The organism is Butyrivibrio sp. XBB1001, from assembly GCF_000424505.1.
Taxonomy (GTDB): domain Bacteria; phylum Bacillota; class Clostridia; order Lachnospirales; family Lachnospiraceae; genus Butyrivibrio.
The window spans coordinates 66310-85328 of the sequence record NZ_AUKA01000009.1 but is presented as its reverse complement, the minus strand read 5'-3'; the positions used below and the strand labels follow the sequence as shown (position 1 = coordinate 85328).

At 39.0% G+C, this 19019-nt stretch carries 14 protein-coding genes; 5 read left to right on the top strand and 9 right to left on the bottom strand.

Going from position 1 to position 19019, the window contains the following annotated elements; genetic code table 11:
• Nucleotides 1-57: 57 nt before the first annotated feature.
• Nucleotides 58-2610, top strand: coding sequence for a DNA gyrase subunit A (gene gyrA / locus G631_RS0109640; protein ID WP_035789629.1), 2553 nt, complete (start codon nt 58-60; stop codon nt 2608-2610).
• Between the two features lie 33 nt (nt 2611-2643).
• The gene (locus G631_RS0109635; protein ID WP_026489259.1) at nt 2644-4095 is read left to right on the top strand and encodes a GGDEF domain-containing protein; all 1452 of its coding nucleotides are present in this window, start codon (nt 2644-2646) and stop codon (nt 4093-4095) included.
• A 47-nt stretch (nt 4096-4142) separates the two neighbouring features.
• Here G631_RS0109635 and trpA read toward each other — a convergent pair whose 3' ends face one another.
• The 7 genes from trpA to G631_RS0109600 all read right to left on the bottom strand — a co-directional run bounded on the left by trpA (nt 4143) and on the right by G631_RS0109600 (nt 12731).
• Nucleotides 4143-4910, bottom strand: a complete 768-nt coding sequence (gene trpA / locus G631_RS0109630) for a tryptophan synthase subunit alpha (RefSeq protein WP_026489258.1) — start codon at nt 4908-4910, stop codon at nt 4143-4145.
• A gap of 56 nt (nt 4911-4966) precedes the next feature.
• A complete protein-coding gene (gene trpB, locus G631_RS0109625) occupies nt 4967-6157 on the bottom strand; it encodes a tryptophan synthase subunit beta (RefSeq protein WP_026489257.1) in 1191 nt (396 codons plus the stop codon).
• Between the two features lie 45 nt (nt 6158-6202).
• Nucleotides 6203-6853 carry a phosphoribosylanthranilate isomerase gene (locus tag G631_RS0109620; protein WP_026489256.1) on the bottom strand — a complete coding sequence of 217 codons (651 nt, stop codon included), beginning with the start codon at nt 6851-6853 and terminating at the stop codon, nt 6203-6205.
• Nucleotides 6854-6882: 29 nt separating this feature from the next.
• The gene (trpC, locus tag G631_RS0109615; RefSeq protein ID WP_026489255.1) at nt 6883-7662 is read right to left on the bottom strand and encodes an indole-3-glycerol phosphate synthase TrpC; all 780 of its coding nucleotides are present in this window, start codon (nt 7660-7662) and stop codon (nt 6883-6885) included.
• Between the two features lie 71 nt (nt 7663-7733).
• The gene (gene trpD, locus G631_RS0109610) at nt 7734-8771 is read right to left on the bottom strand and encodes an anthranilate phosphoribosyltransferase (RefSeq protein ID WP_026489254.1); all 1038 of its coding nucleotides are present in this window, start codon (nt 8769-8771) and stop codon (nt 7734-7736) included.
• 445 nt (nt 8772-9216) lie between these two features.
• Nucleotides 9217-10998, bottom strand: a complete 1782-nt coding sequence (locus G631_RS0109605) for an ABC transporter ATP-binding protein (protein WP_026489253.1) — start codon at nt 10996-10998, stop codon at nt 9217-9219.
• Nucleotides 10998-12731 (bottom strand): ABC transporter ATP-binding protein, encoded by a 1734-nt coding sequence (locus G631_RS0109600; protein ID WP_026489252.1) that lies wholly within the window; start codon nt 12729-12731, stop codon nt 10998-11000. The genes G631_RS0109605 and G631_RS0109600 overlap by 1 nt, the downstream gene beginning before the upstream one ends.
• A 496-nt stretch (nt 12732-13227) precedes the next feature.
• On the opposite strand from G631_RS0109600, the gene G631_RS0109595 reads away from it, so the two are divergent.
• Nucleotides 13228-14220: an AEC family transporter gene (locus tag G631_RS0109595; RefSeq protein ID WP_026489251.1), complete on the top strand. Its 993-nt coding sequence runs from the start codon at nt 13228-13230 to the stop codon at nt 14218-14220.
• Nucleotides 14221-14274: 54 nt separating this feature from the next.
• Here the strand turns inward: G631_RS0109595 and G631_RS0109590 are convergent, their stop codons facing one another.
• Entirely contained in the window at nt 14275-15201 is a 927-nt protein-coding gene (locus G631_RS0109590; RefSeq protein ID WP_026489250.1) for an alpha/beta hydrolase, read from the bottom strand.
• A gap of 140 nt (nt 15202-15341) precedes the next feature.
• Here G631_RS0109590 and arfA point away from each other — a divergent pair, with 140 nt between their 5' ends.
• Nucleotides 15342-16859, top strand: coding sequence for an arabinosylfuranosidase ArfA (arfA, locus tag G631_RS0109585; protein ID WP_026489249.1), 1518 nt, complete (start codon nt 15342-15344; stop codon nt 16857-16859).
• A 239-nt stretch (nt 16860-17098) separates the two neighbouring features.
• Nucleotides 17099-18280 (top strand): aldo/keto reductase, encoded by a 1182-nt coding sequence (locus G631_RS0109580; protein WP_026489248.1) that lies wholly within the window; start codon nt 17099-17101, stop codon nt 18278-18280.
• 73 nt (nt 18281-18353) lie between these two features.
• On the opposite strand, the gene G631_RS20665 is transcribed toward G631_RS0109580, so the two are convergent.
• Nucleotides 18354-18929 (bottom strand): DUF4234 domain-containing protein, encoded by a 576-nt coding sequence (locus G631_RS20665; RefSeq protein WP_035789607.1) that lies wholly within the window; start codon nt 18927-18929, stop codon nt 18354-18356.
• Nucleotides 18930-19019 lie beyond the last annotated feature (90 nt).

Genomic DNA, 19019 nt, shown 5'->3' with positions numbered 1-19019 from the left:
GCATCATGAAGAAAAAAGGAAAAGATAATGGCAGATAATAATAATATCAACAACGAAATGCCAGATGACGTTTTTGATAAAACAACCACTGACAGAATTAAAGAGGTTGATCTCCAAAAGACCATGGAGTCAGATTATATTGACTACGCTATGAGTGTTATTGCATCTCGTGCTCTTCCGGATGTAAGGGATGGTCTTAAGCCTGTTCAGAGAAGAATTCTTTACTCTATGATTGAACTGAACAATGGTCCTGATAAGCCACATCGTAAGTGTGCTCGTATCGTAGGTGATACAATGGGTAAATATCATCCGCACGGTGATAGCTCTATTTATGGCGCATTGGTAAATATGGCTCAGCCATGGTCCATGAGATACTGCCTTGTTGACGGACACGGAAATTTTGGTTCCGTTGACGGTGATGGCGCTGCTGCTATGCGATATACAGAGGCAAGACTTACCAAAATCTCAATGGAAATGATTGCCGACATCAACAAGGATACAGTAGACTTTGTACCAAACTTTGATGAGACAGAAAAAGAGCCTTCTATCCTTCCAAGTAGATACCCTAACCTATTGGTTAACGGTACTACAGGTATTGCGGTTGGTATGGCTACTAACATTCCTCCTCATAATCTTAGAGAAGTTGTAAATGCTGTTGTTAAGATGATTGATAACAGAGTTCTTGAAGATAGAGAGACTGAGATTGAAGAAATCCTTGAAATCATCAAGGCTCCTGATTTCCCTACTGGTGGTATCATTCTTGGTACAAGAGGAGCTGAGGAAGCCTATAGAACAGGCCGTGGTAAGGTTATTGTAAGAGCTGTTACAAATATAGAGCCTATGCAGAATGGCAAGAACAGAATCGTTGTAACAGAGCTTCCATATCTTGTAAACAAAGCTAACATGATTTCTAAGATTGCTGAACTTGTTAAGCTTAAAAAGCTTGATGGAATCACTGCTCTTCGAGATGAATCAGATAGAGAAGGTATGCGAGTTGTTATTGAGCTCCGTAATGATGTAAATCCTAACATCATGCTTAATAAGCTGTACAAGCATACACAGATGCAGGACTCCTTCGGTATCATCATGCTTGCTCTTGTTAATAATGAGCCTAAGGTTCTTAGTATAACAGAGATGCTCAAGTACTACATCAAGCATCAGGAAGAAGTAGTAACAAGAAGAACCAAGTATGATCTTAACAAGGCAGAAGAAAGAAATCATATCTTAGAGGGATTACTAATCGCTCTTGATAATATCGATGAAGTAATCAAGATCATTAGAGGTAGTGAAACTGTAGCTCTTGCAAAAGAACAGTTGATGGGAAGATTTGGTCTTACTGATGTTCAGGCGCAGGCTATTGTAGATATGAGGCTTCGTACTCTCACAGGCTTGGAAAGAGACAAGCTTGAGCAGGAGCACGCAGAACTCTTAAAGAGAATCGAGGAATTAAAAGCTATTCTTGCAGATAGAAAGGTTCTTCTTGGCGTTATCAGAACAGAGATTACAGAAATTGCTGCTAAATATGGCGATGACAGAAAGTCTCAGATTGGTCAAGATGATTCAGATATTGATACAGAGGATCTTATCCCTAATGTTAATACAGTAATAGCCATGACAAATCTTGGATATATCAAGAGAATGTCAATTGATAATTTTAAGTCACAGAACCGTGGTGGTAAGGGAATCAAGGGAATTAGTACAATTGACAATGACTTTGTAGAAGATATCCTCATGACAACGACTCATAATTACGTCATGTTCTTTACTAACACAGGTAGAGTATACAGACTCAAGGCATATCAGATTCCTGAGGCATCCAGAACATCAAGAGGTATGGCAATTGTTAACCTCCTTCAGCTTGCCCCAGGTGAAAAGATATCAGCTATGATTCCTGTAAAGGGCTTTGAGGACGAGGATAAGAGCTTATTTATGGTAACCAAGAAAGGTACTGTTAAGAAGACTCCTATCACAGACTTCTCAAATGTAAGAAAGACAGGTCTTGCAGCTATCAGTCTTCGTGATGATGATGAACTTATCGAAGTTAAGACAGTAACCAAGAATGCAGAAGTATTCCTTGTAACCAAGAATGGTATGTGTATCCACTTTGATGAAGAGGATGTTCGTTCAACAGGGAGATCTTCAATAGGTGTGCGTGGTATGATGCTGGATGACACAGATGAAATTGTTGGAATGCAGCTCAATACACAGGGTGATTCACTTCTTATCGTCTCCGAAAAAGGTTACGGAAAGAGAACAACTCTTGATGAATTCCATAGCCAGTTTAGAGGTGGTAAGGGAGTAAAGTGCTATAAGATCACTGAGAAGACTGGTAATGTAATCGGTGTTAAGGCTGTTAATGATGATAACGAGATCATGATGATCACAAATGCAGGCACTATTATACAGCTTCGCATGGATGAAATAACTATCCACGGCCGTGTAACTTCAGGTGTTAAGATGATCAATCTTGATAAGGGAGTTACTGTAGCTCAGATTGCCAAGGTACGTGAAAAGATTTCTGATGGAGATCACGATATAGATAATATCGATGATGTTCCAGAAGAAGTAGACGAAAAAACAGAAACAGTACAGGATGACGACGAAGAGTAATACAGTATTTTGATTTCAAGGGATGAGGGGCCTATGAATATCGGACTGTTAATATCAGAATTAGAAGATCAGGAAGTTAAGAAAATATGTATAGGTGCTAGCCAGGCAGCCAGAGATAAAAAGGCAATTCTCTGCATAATGCCAGGCAAGTACCTGATACCAGAAAATGAAAAAGACAATCCGTACGAGTATCAGCACTCTGCTATTTATGACTATGCAACGGATTTTGCTTTTGATGTCCTGATAATAGATATAGACAGGATCGGTAGAAATGCTCCAATCTTAAAAAAAGAGTCATTCCTAAAAAAGTTTGGTGACATACCAATGCTCACTTTAACTGAGCAGGAAGGCTTTGATTCAGTTAACTGTGTTGAGACAGACCATGATCAGCATGAACAGTTAGGCTACGAAGCAATATGTGATGCAATTTATTATGTACAGAATAAAAAGCTTCCAGCACCTGAAAATGTGAAGGCTTTTAACTTTGTGGAAAAAGAGGCATCGGATGCGCTTAGTGTTCTTTCAAAAGTAAGCTATGCTCTCCTCCATAGAAAATATCCTTCAGAAAAATCTTATGATATTTTTTCTGATATTCTCCTGAAAGAAGGAATAAAGGGCTGTTCAGTACTTCTTTATGACAAGAAGATTAGAAATTCTGTTAAATACTGGTGGGAAAAGCCTGAAAAAATAAGTTGTAAAACCAGGCTTGTAAATGGCATATTAACAGAGTTTGAACCAAATGAAAGAGTTACAGAAACAAACAAGATAATAGAAAGTATATCAAGGGGAAAGCCTGGTATATATATTGCTGGACCTTTATTTGTAGGTGAATATCAACTAGGTCTTTTTATAACAGAATTTACTGCTAATATGCTTACAGACTATTATTTTGAGAGTTTGCTCAGCGTTGTAACTGGAGTTTCAAGAATATCCTATCTTGAAAAAGAGCTAAAGAAAACTAATGAAGAGCTGTATGAAGTACAAGAAGAACTTGCCAGAGATGATTCCGTTCTTGATCATATTGGGGATCAGGACTATCTTACAGGAGGACTTAATAGGCGAGGATTCTTTGGAAAGGCATATGATCTTTTAAAGGATAACTTCAAACCAGGCAAGTACGCTATAGTAGCCTATATACATATGGAATCTCTTAAGAGAATCAACGATATGTATGGTCATGAAGAAGGTGACAGAGCTGTCAAAAAAGTGGCAGATATTCTTGAAAGCGTATTTGAAGAATGCATATATGGCAGAATTCGCGGCAATGAATTTGCAGTATTAGAGATTACTGATGAAGAAGGCAAGGCAGAGAGCTTTAGACAGGAAATGTCTACACAGAATGCCAAGCTTTTATCTGACACCAACAGATACATAAATCACCTTCAGTATTCTATTTGCGAGTTTGGATATGATGAAGATTTATCTCTTCGCGAGATGTTAAAAGAAACAGATGAGAACTTGCAGAGAATAAAACAGATGCAGTAATATAAAAATCCCTCTCTTTTGGATTACAAAAGGGAGGGATTTTTACATTACATAGCCGTTTTCATAGATTTGACATAATCTTCTATGTAGGAAGGTGCTGATTTTCCATGTTTTTCAAGAAGTTTTATGATTGCGGAACCTACAATTGCACCGTCTGATATAGAGGACATTTTAGAAGCCTGTTCTGGAGTTGAGATTCCAAAGCCTATAGCGCAGGGAACATCTGTATTTTCGCGAATGACTTTTACGATGGAATCAAGATCTGTTGTAATTGAGCTTCTTGTACCAGTTACCCCAAGGCTTGAAACAACGTAGATAAAACCTTTTGCTTCCTTTGCAATCATAGCAATACGATTTGCAGAAGTTGGCGCAATAAGTGAGACCAGATCAACATCATATTTATTGCAGATATCTTCAAATTCCTCTTTTTCTTCAAATGGAAGATCTGGAAGAATAAGCCCATCTATGCCTATCTCGTTGCACTTTTTTATAAAATCCTCTGAACCATAGGAATAAACAACATTTGCATAAGTCATAAATACCATAGGAACAGAGACTTCTTTTCTAAGATCAACTACAAAATCAAAGATCTTATCAGTAGTTATGCCACCTTTTAATGCCCTTAGATTAGCACCCTGGATTACTGGGCCTTCTGCTGTTGGATCAGAAAAAGGGATACCAAGTTCTATAAGATCAGCACCGCCTTTTACGGCTGCTTTTACGGCTTCTTTTGTTGTATTTAGATCTGGATCACCGCAGGTTATAAAAGCGATGAAGGCCTTACCATTTTCAAAAGCTTTTTTTATATTACTCATAACGTTCTCCTGTTAAATTCAATTAGCATACGAATTGTTTATATATAAAGATTTGATTACTCTGAAATATTTTCACCACGATATCTTGCAATTGCTGCACAATCCTTATCTCCTCTTCCTGAGATGGTCACAACAATAATCTTGTCCTTATCCATTGTTGGAGCAATCTTCATTGCATGTGCAAGAGCATGTGATGACTCAATTGCAGGTATGATACCTTCAGTTCTGGAAAGATATTCAAAAGCATTAACGGCCTCATCATCAGTTATTGCCACGTATTCAGCCCTATGAATGTCGTGCAGATATGCATGCTCTGGCCCTATTCCAGGATAATCAAGGCCTGCAGAAATAGAATAAACAGGAGCAATCTGACCGTACTTATCCTGACAGAAGTAGGATTTCATTCCATGGAATATTCCAAGACGACCAGTATTGATAGTAGCTGCTGTTTCAAAAGTATCTATGCCTCGTCCTGCAGCTTCGCACCCAATTAGTGCCACAGATTTATCTTCAATAAAATTGTAGAAAGTACCAATTGCATTTGAACCACCACCAACGCAGGCTATTACAGCATCGGGAAGACGACCTTCTTTCTCAAGCATCTGCTCTTTAATTTCCTTGGATATAACAGCCTGGAAATCACGAACAATAGTAGGGAAAGGGTGAGGCCCCATAACAGAGCCAAGGCAGTAATGAGTGTCATCAATTCTGGAAGTCCACTCTCTCATAGCCTCAGATACAGCGTCCTTTAGAGTCGCTGTTCCGGAAGTTACTGGAATAACTTCTGCTCCTAAAAGCTTCATTTTGTAAACATTAAGAGCCTGCCTTTTAGTATCCTCTTCTCCCATGAAGACAACACATTCCATTCCCATAAGAGCTGCTGCTGTAGCAGTTGCAACACCATGTTGTCCAGCACCTGTCTCAGCTATAAGCCTTGTCTTACCCATCTTTTTGGCTAAAAGAGCCTGACCGAGAACATTGTTGATCTTATGGGCACCAGTGTGGTTCAAATCCTCTCTCTTTAGATAAATCTTGGCACCACCAAGATCCTTAGTCATTTTCTCTGCATAATAAAGACGAGAAGGACGACCTGCATATTCATTCAAAAGCCCTGTGAGTTCTCTGTTAAACTCAGAATCATTTTTGTAATGATTATATGCTTCCTCCAGTTCAATTACTGCATTCATCAGTGTTTCTGGAATGTATTGTCCGCCATGAACACCAAATCTACCCTTTGAATTACTCATATTCTTTCCTACTTTCTGATAAATCTATTATTCTCAAAAACAAATTTATAACCTGACATTTTCTATAAACCGCTTCATTTTAGCTATATCTTTAACTTTGTTTGTCTCAATACCAGAGCTTACATCCACGGCAAAAGGCTTGGCTATGTATATTGCCTCTTTTACATTTTCAGGAGTAAGGCCTCCAGCAAGAAATATAGGCCTATTTAGCTCTTTTAACAGATTCCAGTCAAAAGAACTACCGCTACCCATTCCTGAATCAAGAAGATAATAATCTGGCAGCGAAAGTTCAGAATCTGAGCCGTTGCTGGCATCATAAAAACTGCTCTGCTCATGGAGTCTTACAATATCTTCACTTGTTTTTATTATTTCAGCTTTTATGATAAGTGGTGAGTTTAGTACAAAACTCTTTCTTAACTGCCGGATGTAATCGCCATTTTCATGACCATGAAGCTGAATATTATCGATAATATTTTCTTCAACAAGCTTCTTGATAAAAGAAATATCTTCATCAACAAAAACGCCTACAACAGTTATCTTGGAATCAAGACTTGATCTAAGGCGCTTTGCAGTCTCTTTATCAACGTAGCGACTACTTTTTTTGTAAAAGACAAATCCGATGAAATCAGGTTTAACTTCATTTGCAAACTGAATATCTTCGTCCCTGAAAAACCCGCACATCTTAACTTTTGTCACGATACACCTCCTTTTTTGTTTATATAAGGTTAAGCGTATCTAAGCATTTGTAGAAAGCTCTTTTTATCCGAAGCTTTCATAAGCGCTTCACCTATAAGCACCGCGTCAGCTCCAAAAGCTTTGATATTTTTAATGTCTTCTGCAGATTTTACCCCGCTTTCGGAGACAAAGAGAACATCTCTTGGAACTAAACTTCTAAGCCTTTTGCTATTATTTGTATCAACATGAAAATCCTTTAAATTGCGGTTATTAACACCGATAATTCTTGCAGATGCCCTGAGCGCTGTCTCTATTTCTTTTTCATCATGAGCCTCCACAAGAGCAGATAGGCCAAGATCATCGCATATATTTAAGTATTCTCTTATCTGACATTCATCAAGAATAGAACAGATAAGGAGAACCGCCTTTGCTCCAAGGGCCTTGGCTTCGAAAATCATGTACTCATCAACTGTAAAATCCTTTCTGATACATGGAGTATTCACAGCTTCAGCAATTTTCTTAAGATAGGAATCAGCGCCTAGAAACCACTTAGGCTCAGTTAAAACTGATATACATTCTGCGCCGGCCTCATCATACTCTTTTGCAATGTCAAGATATGGGAAATCCTGAGCAATTATACCTTTTGAAGGAGATGCCTTTTTGCATTCGCAGATAAAAGAAATACCTGGTGTAGAAAGAGCTTTCTCAAACTCAAAAGTTCCCTTTGGCATTTCTTCAGCCATTCTTCTCATTTCTTCAGTTGATATTTTTTTCTTGGCCTCGGATACTCTAAAGCTTGCGTAAGAAGCCAGTTCATCAAGAATTGTCATAATGTCTGTTTTCTTTCTAAAGTATTTGGCATAGCTAGTTGCTTATATATAAATCTGATCATGTATCAAATTCAGGCAATTGCTGCGTTTTCTGTATTGCTTATCTCAATCAGCTTTTCAAGTGTTTCAGTAGCTTTGCCGGAATCAATGATTTCTGCGGCAAGTTTAACACCATCTGCAAAGCTATCAGCCTTTCCTCCGATATAAAGAGAAGCACCAGCATTTAAAAGAACAGCTTCACGCTTTGGACCTCTCTCCTTGCCAGAGAGGATATCCCTTGTGATTTTTGCGTTCTCTTCAGGAGTTCCACCAACAAGTTCTTCTTTTTTGCAGGTCTTAAAACCAAAATCTTCTGGACAGATGGTGTAAGATTTGTACCAGCCATCCTTGATCTCGCAGATAGAAGTTGGAGAACTCATGGATATTTCATCGAGTTTATCCTGGCCATATACAACCATTCCGCGCTTTACTCCAAGGCTAATAAGAACCTGAGCAAGTGGAATTATAAGATAATCATCATAAACGCCAAGAAGCTGCATAGAAGGTCTTCCAGGATTTGTAAGAGGTCCAAGAATATTAAATACTGTTCTAAAGCCAAGCTCTTTTCTGATGGCACCTACATACTTCATGGAAGTGTGATATTTCTGAGCAAAGAAGAAACACATTCCAGCCTTTTCAAGTAGTTCAACACACTTTTCAGGACTCTGATCTATATTTACACCGAGAGCCTCCAGGCAGTCAGCAGTTCCGCATTTTGAAGAAGCTGCTCTGTTACCGTGCTTTGCAACCTTCATTCCACCAGCAGCTGCTACAAGAGCAGATGTTGTAGAAATATTGAAGCTGTGTGCATTGTCTCCGCCTGTTCCTACGATTTCAAACACATCCATTCCAGTATTTACCTGTGTAGCATGCTCTCTCATAGCTGTAGCGCAGCCTGCAATCTCATCTGTTGTCTCAGCTCTGGCGCTTTTTGTTGAGAGAGCTGAAAGAAATGCCGCATTCTGAGTAGGTGTGGTTTCTCCACTCATGATCTCATTCATTACTGTGTAGGCCTCATCATAAGTAAGATCCTCTTTGTTTACGATTTTTACGATTGCTTCTTTGATCATTGTAATTCTCCTTTTCTCTGTGATTTTTAGGTAAATGAAAAAGCGTTCTGACTATCTGCCAGAACGCTTTTCAACGCTTTTTTTAAAGAAAAGTCCCTGACAGAATAATCTTCTGTCAAGGACGAATGTACAATTATACTATCCGCGGTGCCACCTTGAATTCGTAGAAAACTACGCGCTTATTTAAGATACAGATTCTGAATATATCAGACTTCATCATATCTCTGACTACTAACGGGAGTCTTCCGTTGCAGAATACTCTGTGCGAAAAGATGCACATTTGACTGCACCCTCGGCGGTCCATTTGAATATGTGTTTCTTACCTGTTCTCAGCTTATCAGGCTCTCTGTGAAGGCATCATAGACGTTATCTCCGCTTCATTGGTTTAAAGTATTAAGTTATTAAAAATACTACTACGCAAAATTTAAATTGTCAACAATTATATTTACGCAAACTGAGCCATATAAAGATCGTAGTAGGCACCACGCTTTGCTATAAGTTGGTCGTGATTACCACTTTCCATAATGCCACCATTGTTTATAACAAAGATGCGGTCTGCATTCTTGATAGTAGAAAGACGGTGAGCAATGACAAAGCTGGTCCTGCCCTTTAAAAGAGCCTGGATACCCTTTTGAACAAGAAGCTCAGTATGAGTATCTATACTACTTGTGGCCTCATCAAGAATGAGAATCTTAGGCATAGAGATCATAGTTCTTGCAAAGGCAAGGAGCTGTCTCTGACCAATTGAAAGGCCAGCACCACGCTCTTTTAACTCAGTATCATAGCCCTTTTCAAGCTTCATGATAAAGTCATGGGCGTTAACTGCCTTAGCTGCTGCAATCATATCCTCTTCAGTGGCATCAAGATTTCCGTACATAATATTCTCACGAACAGTTCCGTGGAAAATAAAGTTATCCTGAGTCATGATACCCATCTGCTTTCTAAGGCTGTTTATTGTAACATCAGTAAGGTCATGACCATCAACCTTGATCTTACCCTTTTGAATATCATAAAATCTGCTGATAAGGTTTACTATTGTTGTCTTGCCAGCACCAGTAGGACCAACAAGAGCAATAGTTTCACCAGGGTTAACGGTAAAGTTCACATTATTAAGAACCTTAGTCTCAGTTTCTGTGCCTTCGTCGTAGGTAAATCCAACATTCTCAAAGCTTACCTGCCCTTCAATTTCGGGCAGTTCTGTCGCATTTTCTTTATCTACTATTTCAGCCTTAGTATCAAGAATATCAAATACCCTTTCAGCTGCTGTGATATTAGTGATCAGCTGATTATAGTAATTGGATAGACCCATGATAGGACTCCAGAACATACTGGAATAGCTCGCAAAAGCAGTGATAAGTCCTATGGATGCAGATGTATAGCCAAGAAACTTAACTGCAACAAGATATAAAACCATGCTACTGATCGCCCAGCTCATATCAATTGATGGACCAAAAAGATCTGCAGCTCTGCAGGCAGATATATAGGCATCTCTGTGAGCATTAGCCAGTTCTCTAAAGGTCTTCTTGGTCTCATCCTCTGCATGAAAGCTCTGTACAACAGAGATACCTGCTATGTCCTCGTGAACATAAGCATTCATATTTGATGATTTCTTACGTACATCCTGCCATCTCTTGTGGTTAACATTACGAATCCAAAAGATACTTACGACCATCACAGGGAGTGATGCAAAGCATCCAAGTGCAAGTCTCCAATCTTTAATCAGCATGATGATGACTACGCCAAATACTGTAAGAAAATTTGGAATGAGATTTGTAATGGTATTGGCCATTACATCTTTCATTGAATTAACATCACCAATTATACGGGCAAGAATCTTACCTGTAGGTCTGTTGTCAAAAAAGGTAAAAGACAAGGTCTGGATGTGTTCATACAACTCCTGACGGATGTCCAAAAGAACCTTATTTGCAACTTTGTTCATCATGTACATACGTACTTTTACAAAAAGAATATAGACAACTCCCAGAATTACTATAATTCCGGCAATTGTTAAGAGTCCAGGAATATTCTTGTTTGCAACATGTATATCAATTGCATATTCAATGAGAAGAGGGCTGACAAGGCTGATAAAAACAGTAACTGCCAGCGAAATAAGAACTGGTATGATCTCTGGAATATGCGGTCTAAGATAACGGATAAGGCGGGCAAATATCTTACGCCTGTCTGTGTTTGACATTTTCTCATCTTCACGAAATGAGTTAGCTGCCATTACGCACTCACCTCCATTTCAGCGGGAGCTCCATATTGTGCGATATACGTGTTGTAGTAGAGCCCCTTCATTTTTAGTAATTCTTCATGAGTACCGCGCTCTGCGATGCGACCATTATCAAGATAGATAATCTCATCAGCATTTCTTACAGCTGATATTCTGTGGGCTACGATAACCCTGGTAGTACTCTCGATTTCATCAAGAGTCTTCTGGATTTCAGATTCTGTCTCCATATCAAGTGCAGAAGTTGAATCATCAAGCACAAGAATAGGTGCGTTCTTGGAGATAGCTCTTGCAATGCTGATCCTCTGCTTCTGTCCGCCAGAAAGACCAACACCTCTCTCTCCAATAACTGTCTTGTAAGTATCATCAAGCTTTTCAATGAAATCACTGGCCTTGGCCTTATCAGCTGCATCTTTGATCTCTTCCATTGTCATGTCATCCCGCCTACCCATGCGGATATTTTCCTCGATGGTATCAGAGAAAAGAAATACATCCTGCATTACAACAGCAGTTGCCTCGCGGACCTGTTCAAGCTCCATTTTTTCTATGTTGTTACCATCTAGTCTGATATTTCCTTCCGTAGGATCATAGAATCTCTGGAGAAGATTTATGATAGTAGACTTACCAGAACCAGTCTGCCCCATGATTCCAAGAGTCTTTCCCGGCTCAAGCTTAAAGCTGATATCTGAAAGAATCTCTTTTTCGCCAAGAGTCAAAGATACATGATCAAACTCCACTGCGCCCTTTACAGTATCTACGTGAACAGGTTTTTCTGTGATATTAAGTGTTGAATGCTCGCTATAGATCTTTTTGATCTTCTTCATGGATGCAAGTGAGCTAGAAAACTCGTTAGTGATCCAGCCAAGTTCTTCCATAGGCCAGGTGCAGTTTCTGGCATAAATAACATAGGCAGTAAGAGCACCAAGAGTCATATGACCATTGATAACAGCTATTCCGCCCAGCACAGCGCAGGCTACTGGAAGAAGAGTTCCAGCCAGCATAAATACAGGGTAAAACTTTATAAGCGCCTTAGCCTCATCCATGTTGAGGTCATAGTACTTCTTGTTATGCTTAAAAAACTTCTTGATCTCGTAGTCTTCTCTTGCAAAGGCCTTAACAGTCCTTACTCCAGCAAGATTTTCTTCTGCTGTGGTGGTCATCTCGGCATTCTCTTCACTTATAGCGTCATAGACCTTATCAAGCTTTTTCTCCATAACAATAGCTGTTGTTCCGCAGATTACCATAAAGGTTAATGGCAAAAAAGTCAGAGGCACATTTATAGAGAACATGAAGTAGAGGATAAGCACTGAGTTGAGCGTTACCTCCATTCCTCTCATAGCCACCATTCCAACCAGCTGAAAAATTTTATCTATATCATCTTTTACCCTGGCCATAAGTTCACCAGTACTGGAATCATCGAAATAGTCAAGAGAAAGGCTCTGAATGTGATCAAAGAGATCTTTTCTCATCTCAGTTCCAATAGTGATGCAGTTTTTGTCAAAGGTAAATTCTTTAAAATAGCCAAATACACTTCTGCCAACGCCGATAAGGATTATGGCTAAGAGCAGAAATGGGAAATAAGTAAAATTCTGGCCAATAATTACTTCGTTAACGATACGTTCTGTTACTTTAGGGAACATCATGTCAAGGGCAATAGCAATGATCATAAAAAGTATTGCCATTGTGTATGTTGCCCAGTGCTTTCGCACATAACTTCCAAGTGTTGTCATTTTCCCTCCCTTGTTGCTAAAAACAGTTAATAGTTTCTTCAATCTCTCCTCAGGTGCAATTTAGTGATGTGTGTTTCAAATTTAGTTTCTAAAATGCATAAAAAAATCCCAGGTAAACAATTCACATTTACCTGGGAACACACGTCACAAAAAGTATTCAGATTAAGTTACTACAAAGTAGCCTTTATCTAAAAACCGCAGCCCGAGGTAAAGTGATAGCAAAAAATGTCGCTTTTGCAAAAAATAAATTCGCCACTCTGTTTGTCATAGTTCCTTACCTCGCTTTCTTTAATATTTATCAACTCGTAGCTAAGTTGATATGCCAATGATTACACAATTAAATTTCATTGTCAACGAAATTTTTTGAAATTTAATATATTTCTAATATATGCAAATAGCCAAAAACCATGTAAAACCTTGCGTAGTGCAAACAATTGCGCTTTAATATTTTTGTATTTACCTCTTACAGAAAGGACATAATTAAGCAAAAGAAAGCATGGACAACCTGATCTTTAGTCTCAATGCCACTCTGCCAATATTCTTACTGATGGTATTGGGCTACGTATTTAATAAACTGGATATAATCAATGAAAAAGCCGCTTCCTGGATGAACAGATTTGTATTTAAGATAGCACTTCCAGTTCTTTTATTTGAGGATTTGGCAGAGCAGGATTTTGCTGGAACCTGGGATGGAAAATTCGTTCTATTCTGCGTAATTGCAACGCTCTGCAGCATTTTCCTCATAACCCTTATTTCCAAACTGCTGGTAAAAAATAAGTCTGAGCGCGGAGAGTTCATACAAGGCTCCTACCGCAGTAGTGCTGCTTTACTTGGTATTGCCTTTATCCACAACATATATGGAGAAGCAAGCGTAGGAATGGCGCCACTTATGATCATTGGAAGTGTGCCTCTTTACAATATCTTTGCAGTTACGATACTAATGCTGACTGCGCCAAAATCTGTCGTCATTGGAAGATACACAAGTGAGGACAATGATTCGGAAACTGTGCGAAGGGAACTTATCAGGAAAACACTGCTTGGAATACTAAAAAATCCCATACTCATTGGTATATTCTGTGGCCTTATCTGGTCACTCATAAAGCTTCCTATGCTTAAGATCATGGGAGTTATGGTAAAAGATATAGGCGCACTGGCCACACCAATGGGACTCATGTCCATGGGGGCAACCTTTGAATTTAAAAAGGCAGCTAAAAAAATAAAGCCAACCATTGCGGCAAGCTTTATCAAATTATTTGTTTTAGTTGGTCTGTTCATGCTTGTAGCGATCAAGATAGGATTTAGAAATGAGCAAGTGATCGTACTTCTTGTAATGCTTGGATCAGCTACCACTGTATCAAGCTTTGTAATGGCCAAAAATATGGGACATGAAGGAACACTTAGTAGCAGCATTGTTATGATGACTACCTTTGGATGCTCATTTTCTCTGACATTCTGGCTTTTTGTACTAAAAACTCTAAATATCATATAAACGAAAAATCCCACTGCGGTCGAAACCTCAGTGGGATTAACTATCTTTAAATATTCAAAATTCAACCTTAGCAAGGAAGCTGTCAATCTTGTTCCAGTAGTTAACAGGATCTTTCACCACTCCTTCAATATGGCCAGCTCCTAAGATCATGCAATACTGCTTGGGGCAGTTTGCCGCCTCATAAAGTCTTGAACACATATGTGGATCGATAAATGTGTCATCATCTCCGTGAATAAAAAGAGTTGGTGTCTTTGAATTCTGCACAGCTTCAATAGGATTAACCTCGTTGATATCATAGCCAGCTCTAAGCCTTATGATGATCCTTGATAGGAAAAGAGCTATAGGAACAGGAACAAAGGAACCCTTAAACATCTTGTAAGTATGAGCAAACTGTTCACGAAGAGTTGTATAGGAACTATCAGCAATTGCAGCCTTAACATTCTCTGGAAGATGTTCACCTGTAGTCATAAGAGTTGTGGCAGAGCCCATGCTCATTCCATGAAGTAAGATTCTGGCTTTTGGATCTCTTTTGATAATCCAATGGATCCATTCCATAATATCAAGTCTGTCATCATAGCCATAACCAATATACTTGCCTTCACTCTTACCAAAGCCCCTAAGATCAGGAAGTAGACAGTTTATACCCTTATCAAGGTAGTGTCTTGCATAAATACCGTTAGTTTCGTGATTGTCCCAAATACCATGGATTATGATCGCATATCTGTGGCTTTCTGAAGCTGCTGGGATGTATGATGCATGGAGCTTTATCTGATCCAAAGCATCGATGTACATGTCCTGTCTGTCTGGATGATTTCTGACAAACATGCGCCCATCTGTTATAGATGGATCAAAGTCCTTGTCATCATCTGTGTGCTGGTGCGGAACGGAAGAAATCTTGTAAATATAATTGCTAAAAGCATATGCTCCACCGAAAAGTGCAGAGATTATTCCAAGCCTTAGCAGTGTGTTCTTTTTACTCATAAAAAAATATACTCCAATCATTGATACTGTATTATATATTATCATTTTTTTTAGAAAATAATGTGGTTTTTCCATTTTCTTTTTCTAAAGATTGTATTATATTATTCATGTAACATTAAATTATTTTAGAGGTATTTAAAATGAAAAAGGGAAAAGTAGAAAATAAAGTACAGGTTTGTATTGACCGTGACTTTACTATCAGTAAGGTTGACGAGCGTATCTATGGCTCTTTTATTGAGCATCTTGGACGCGCAGTATATGAGGGTATTTATCAGCCAGGCAATAAATTCGCAGACAAAAACGGTTATCGTAAGGACGTTATGAAGCTTATTCAGGAGATTAATGTTCCTATCGTCAGATATCCAGGTGGTAACTTTGTATCATCTTTTAACTGGGAAGACAGCGTTGGTCCCAAGAAAGACAGACCTCGTAGAATAGAGCTTGCATGGGGCGTTGTAGAAACAAACCAGTTTGGACTTGATGAGTTCATGGACTGGTGCAAAAAGTGCAAGACACAGCCTATGTATGCAGTAAACCTTGGAACAAGAGGAATTGAGGATGCCAAGAATGTTGTAGAATATTGTAACAGCAAGGGTGGCACCAAGTATGCAGACATGAGAATCAAGAACGGAGCCAAGGATCCTTATGGAATCAAGCTCTGGTGCCTTGGCAATGAGATGGATGGCCCATGGCAGACAGGACATCTTACAGCCGAGGAATACGGTCGTAAGGCTGATCTTGCTGGACAGATCATGAAACTTGTTGATCCTACAATCGAGACTGTTGCATGTGGTTCATCTAACCTTACAATGCCAACCTTTGGTAACTGGGAGAGAACAGTTCTTGAGTGTGCCTATGACAACATCGATTATCTCTCACTCCATCAGTACTATGGTAATGCAGAGCATGATACACCAAACTTCCTTGCAAACAGCGTAGCTATGGATCAGTTTATCAGCCAGGTTGTCAGCATTTGCGATTATGTTAAGGCTGTTAAGAGAAAAAAGAAAGATATCAACCTTTCATTCGACGAGTGGAACGTATGGTATCATTCTAATGAACAGGACAAGAAGCTTGAGAAGTGGGTTGAACATCCACACCAGCTCGAGGATGTATATAACTTTGAGGATGCACTCCTTGTTGGCTCTATGCTGATCACAATGCTCCGTCATGCAGACAGAGTAAAGATTGCATGTCTTGCTCAGCTTGTAAATGTTATCGCTCCTATCATGACATCTGATACAGGCGCTTGGAGACAGACAATCTTCTATCCTTACATGCAGACAAGTGTATATGGACGTGGAGAAGTTCTCAATACAGTAGTTAAGGTTCCAACCTATGAGTCCAAGCACGGCGATGCACCTTACGTTGACTGCGTAGTAGTTGCTGATGAAGAGAATGAAACACTTACACTCTTTGCAGTTAACAAGAATCTTGAAGATGACTTCGAACTTACCTGCGATCTTAGACAGTTTGCAGATTACAAGGTTGTTGAGCACAGCGTACTCACACACAAGGATCTTGAGGCTGTTAACACAGAGGAAAATCCAGACAATGTAAAGCCTGTTGATGCTACCAAGAATTCCAAGACTACAAAGGGAATCCTTACAAGCACACTTCCTGCACGCAGCTGGAATGTTATCCGTCTTTCAAAATAAAATATTATAACTCTGGAGAGATGGTTTTCTTTTTAATTCAAAAAGAGAGCCATCTCTTTTTGTTGCACAAGACCGGCAAGCGAATGGATGCTTGCATACAAATTCATTTAATTAAAATTTTACAAAATTTAATTTTACAAAACAAATAAAACATCCTATAATTACTTGTGAAAATACCAATAATTATGCAAAATAATATTAACGGAATAATGATAATTTGTTTTATTTGAGAGGCTACAATGGAGTATAGAAAAAATCGAAATGGAGAACCAATTTCAATTCTCGGATATGGCTGTATGCGCTTTTCTACAAGCGGACGCGGAATCGATATAGATAAGACAGAAAAAGAAATTATGAAAGCCTACGAGATGGGTGTTAACTACTACGATACTGCCTATGTATATCCTGGAAGTGAGGCTGCTCTGGGAGAAATCCTTGAAAGAAACGGTATACGAGAAAAGGTCAACATAGCAACCAAGCTTCCTCAGTATCTTGTAGGAAGCAGAGCTGCCCTTGATAAGTACTTTGAAGAGGAACTTAAAAGGCTTCGCACCACCTATGTAGATTATTACCTGATGCACCACATGACCGCTATGAATCAGTGGGATAAACTTGAAGCCGTCGGAATAAGAGAATGGATAGAGGAAAAGAAAAAGTCCGGACAGATCAGGAATATAGGCTTTTCCTACCATGGAAATACAGAGGACTTTATAGGTATTCTTGATGCCTATGACTGGGACTTTTGTCAGATACAGTATAACTACGTTGATGAGCACACACAGGCAGGCAAAAGAGGACTTGATCACGCCGCAGAAAAAGGCATTCCAGTAGTGATAATGGAGCCACTTCGTGGAGGCAAACTGGTTAATCTCCTTCCCCAGAAGGCAAAAGACCTGATTGCTGCGGCTCCTACTGGTTATACACCAGCAGAGTATGGTCTTAGATGGCTATGGAATCAGCCTGAAGTAACCTGTGTACTTTCTGGAATGAATTCGATAGAAATGGTAGAAGAAAACTGCCGTATAGCTTCAAATGCAGAGGCAGGTTCATTTACAAAAGAGGATTTTGAAGTAATTGAAAAGGTAAAGGAAATCATTAGGGAGACAGAGCTTGTAGGCTGTACTGGATGCAGATATTGCATGCCATGTCCTAAAGGCGTTGATATTCCGGCACTTTTTAGAAGCTACAATATGACAGCTCTTGAGGGTAAATTTGAAGCAAGATTTGGATATGCCCAGACTGTGGGACTAAAAAAAGATCCAGCATTTGCCACTCAGTGTATTGAATGCGGAAAATGCGAACAGCACTGCCCGCAGAATATACCAATCCGTAAAATGATAAAGGAAGCAGACAAAGTAGTTCGTCCACTCCCTTACAAAATCGGTATTAATGTCGTTAGGAAATTTATGCTCAGAAAGTAATTAAAGAAATAAAAAAGGTATGAGATGTCTTTTATAGACAAATCATACCTTTCTTAAATTCTTTAAAATCTGATCAGTTTGCACCTACAAGGTTATTGATAGCATCCTGAGCAATGAAATAATTTACAATACCAAAGCCAACGATACTAAGAACGAGGAAAAGAATTGAAGTGCTTCCATTTGGGTTGCCCTTAATGATATCAACCTTCTCTCCCATCTTGTAAGACCAGTAGAAATAATAGATTCCACAAGTAATAAGTGAAAATACAAATGCAAGACCACCGGAAGTAGCTTCTGGCTGGTTTGTAATCTGGTTTGTTTCATCTGTAAGAACAATAAACCAGTAAATGGCGTATATACCGCAGGTTACGATAGTAAGAAGAATTGCAACTACCAGATCTCTTTTCTGGATACCACTTACATTTAACAGGTAAGAATTGTTCTGGTAATTACCCTGAAATCCGTTGTTCTGGAATCCATTATTCTGGAAGCCTGCTCCAGCCTGCTGGTTGTTATTGTACTCAAACCCCTTTGGCTGTTCCTGACTAAAGCTGTTAGTAGCAGTATTGTTATCAGAAATAGCAGCACCGCACTCAGGACAGAACTTTGCGCCATTTGTTACTTCTTTTCCACAATTTGGACAAATCATATCAATATCTCCTCTTCTCTAGAAACTATAAAAATGTCTTGTTAATTTTATCATATACTAATAATATATCAAATTGGAAACTTGAAAAAT

Excerpts from the sequence above, each read along its gene's own strand:
- gyrA (WP_035789629.1), top strand. The coding sequence starts at position 58 with ATGCCAGATGACGTTTTTGATAAAACAACCACTGACAGAATTAAAGAG.
- G631_RS0109635 (WP_026489259.1), top strand. The coding sequence starts at position 2,644 with ATGAATATCGGACTGTTAATATCAGAATTAGAAGATCAGGAAGTTAAG.
- trpA (WP_026489258.1), bottom strand. The coding sequence starts at position 4,910 with ATGAGTAATATAAAAAAAGCTTTTGAAAATGGTAAGGCCTTCATCGCT.
- trpB (WP_026489257.1), bottom strand. The coding sequence starts at position 6,157 with ATGAGTAATTCAAAGGGTAGATTTGGTGTTCATGGCGGACAATACATT.
- trpC (WP_026489255.1), bottom strand. The coding sequence starts at position 7,662 with ATGACAATTCTTGATGAACTGGCTTCTTACGCAAGCTTTAGAGTATCC.
- trpD (WP_026489254.1), bottom strand. The coding sequence starts at position 8,771 with ATGATCAAAGAAGCAATCGTAAAAATCGTAAACAAAGAGGATCTTACT.
- G631_RS0109605 (WP_026489253.1), bottom strand. The coding sequence starts at position 10,998 with ATGGCAGCTAACTCATTTCGTGAAGATGAGAAAATGTCAAACACAGAC.
- G631_RS0109600 (WP_026489252.1), bottom strand. The coding sequence starts at position 12,731 with ATGACAACACTTGGAAGTTATGTGCGAAAGCACTGGGCAACATACACA.
- G631_RS0109595 (WP_026489251.1), top strand. The coding sequence starts at position 13,228 with ATGGACAACCTGATCTTTAGTCTCAATGCCACTCTGCCAATATTCTTA.
- G631_RS0109590 (WP_026489250.1), bottom strand. The coding sequence starts at position 15,201 with ATGAGTAAAAAGAACACACTGCTAAGGCTTGGAATAATCTCTGCACTT.
- arfA (WP_026489249.1), top strand. The coding sequence starts at position 15,342 with ATGAAAAAGGGAAAAGTAGAAAATAAAGTACAGGTTTGTATTGACCGT.
- G631_RS0109580 (WP_026489248.1), top strand. The coding sequence starts at position 17,099 with ATGGAGTATAGAAAAAATCGAAATGGAGAACCAATTTCAATTCTCGGA.
- G631_RS20665 (WP_035789607.1), bottom strand. The coding sequence starts at position 18,929 with ATGATTTGTCCAAATTGTGGAAAAGAAGTAACAAATGGCGCAAAGTTC.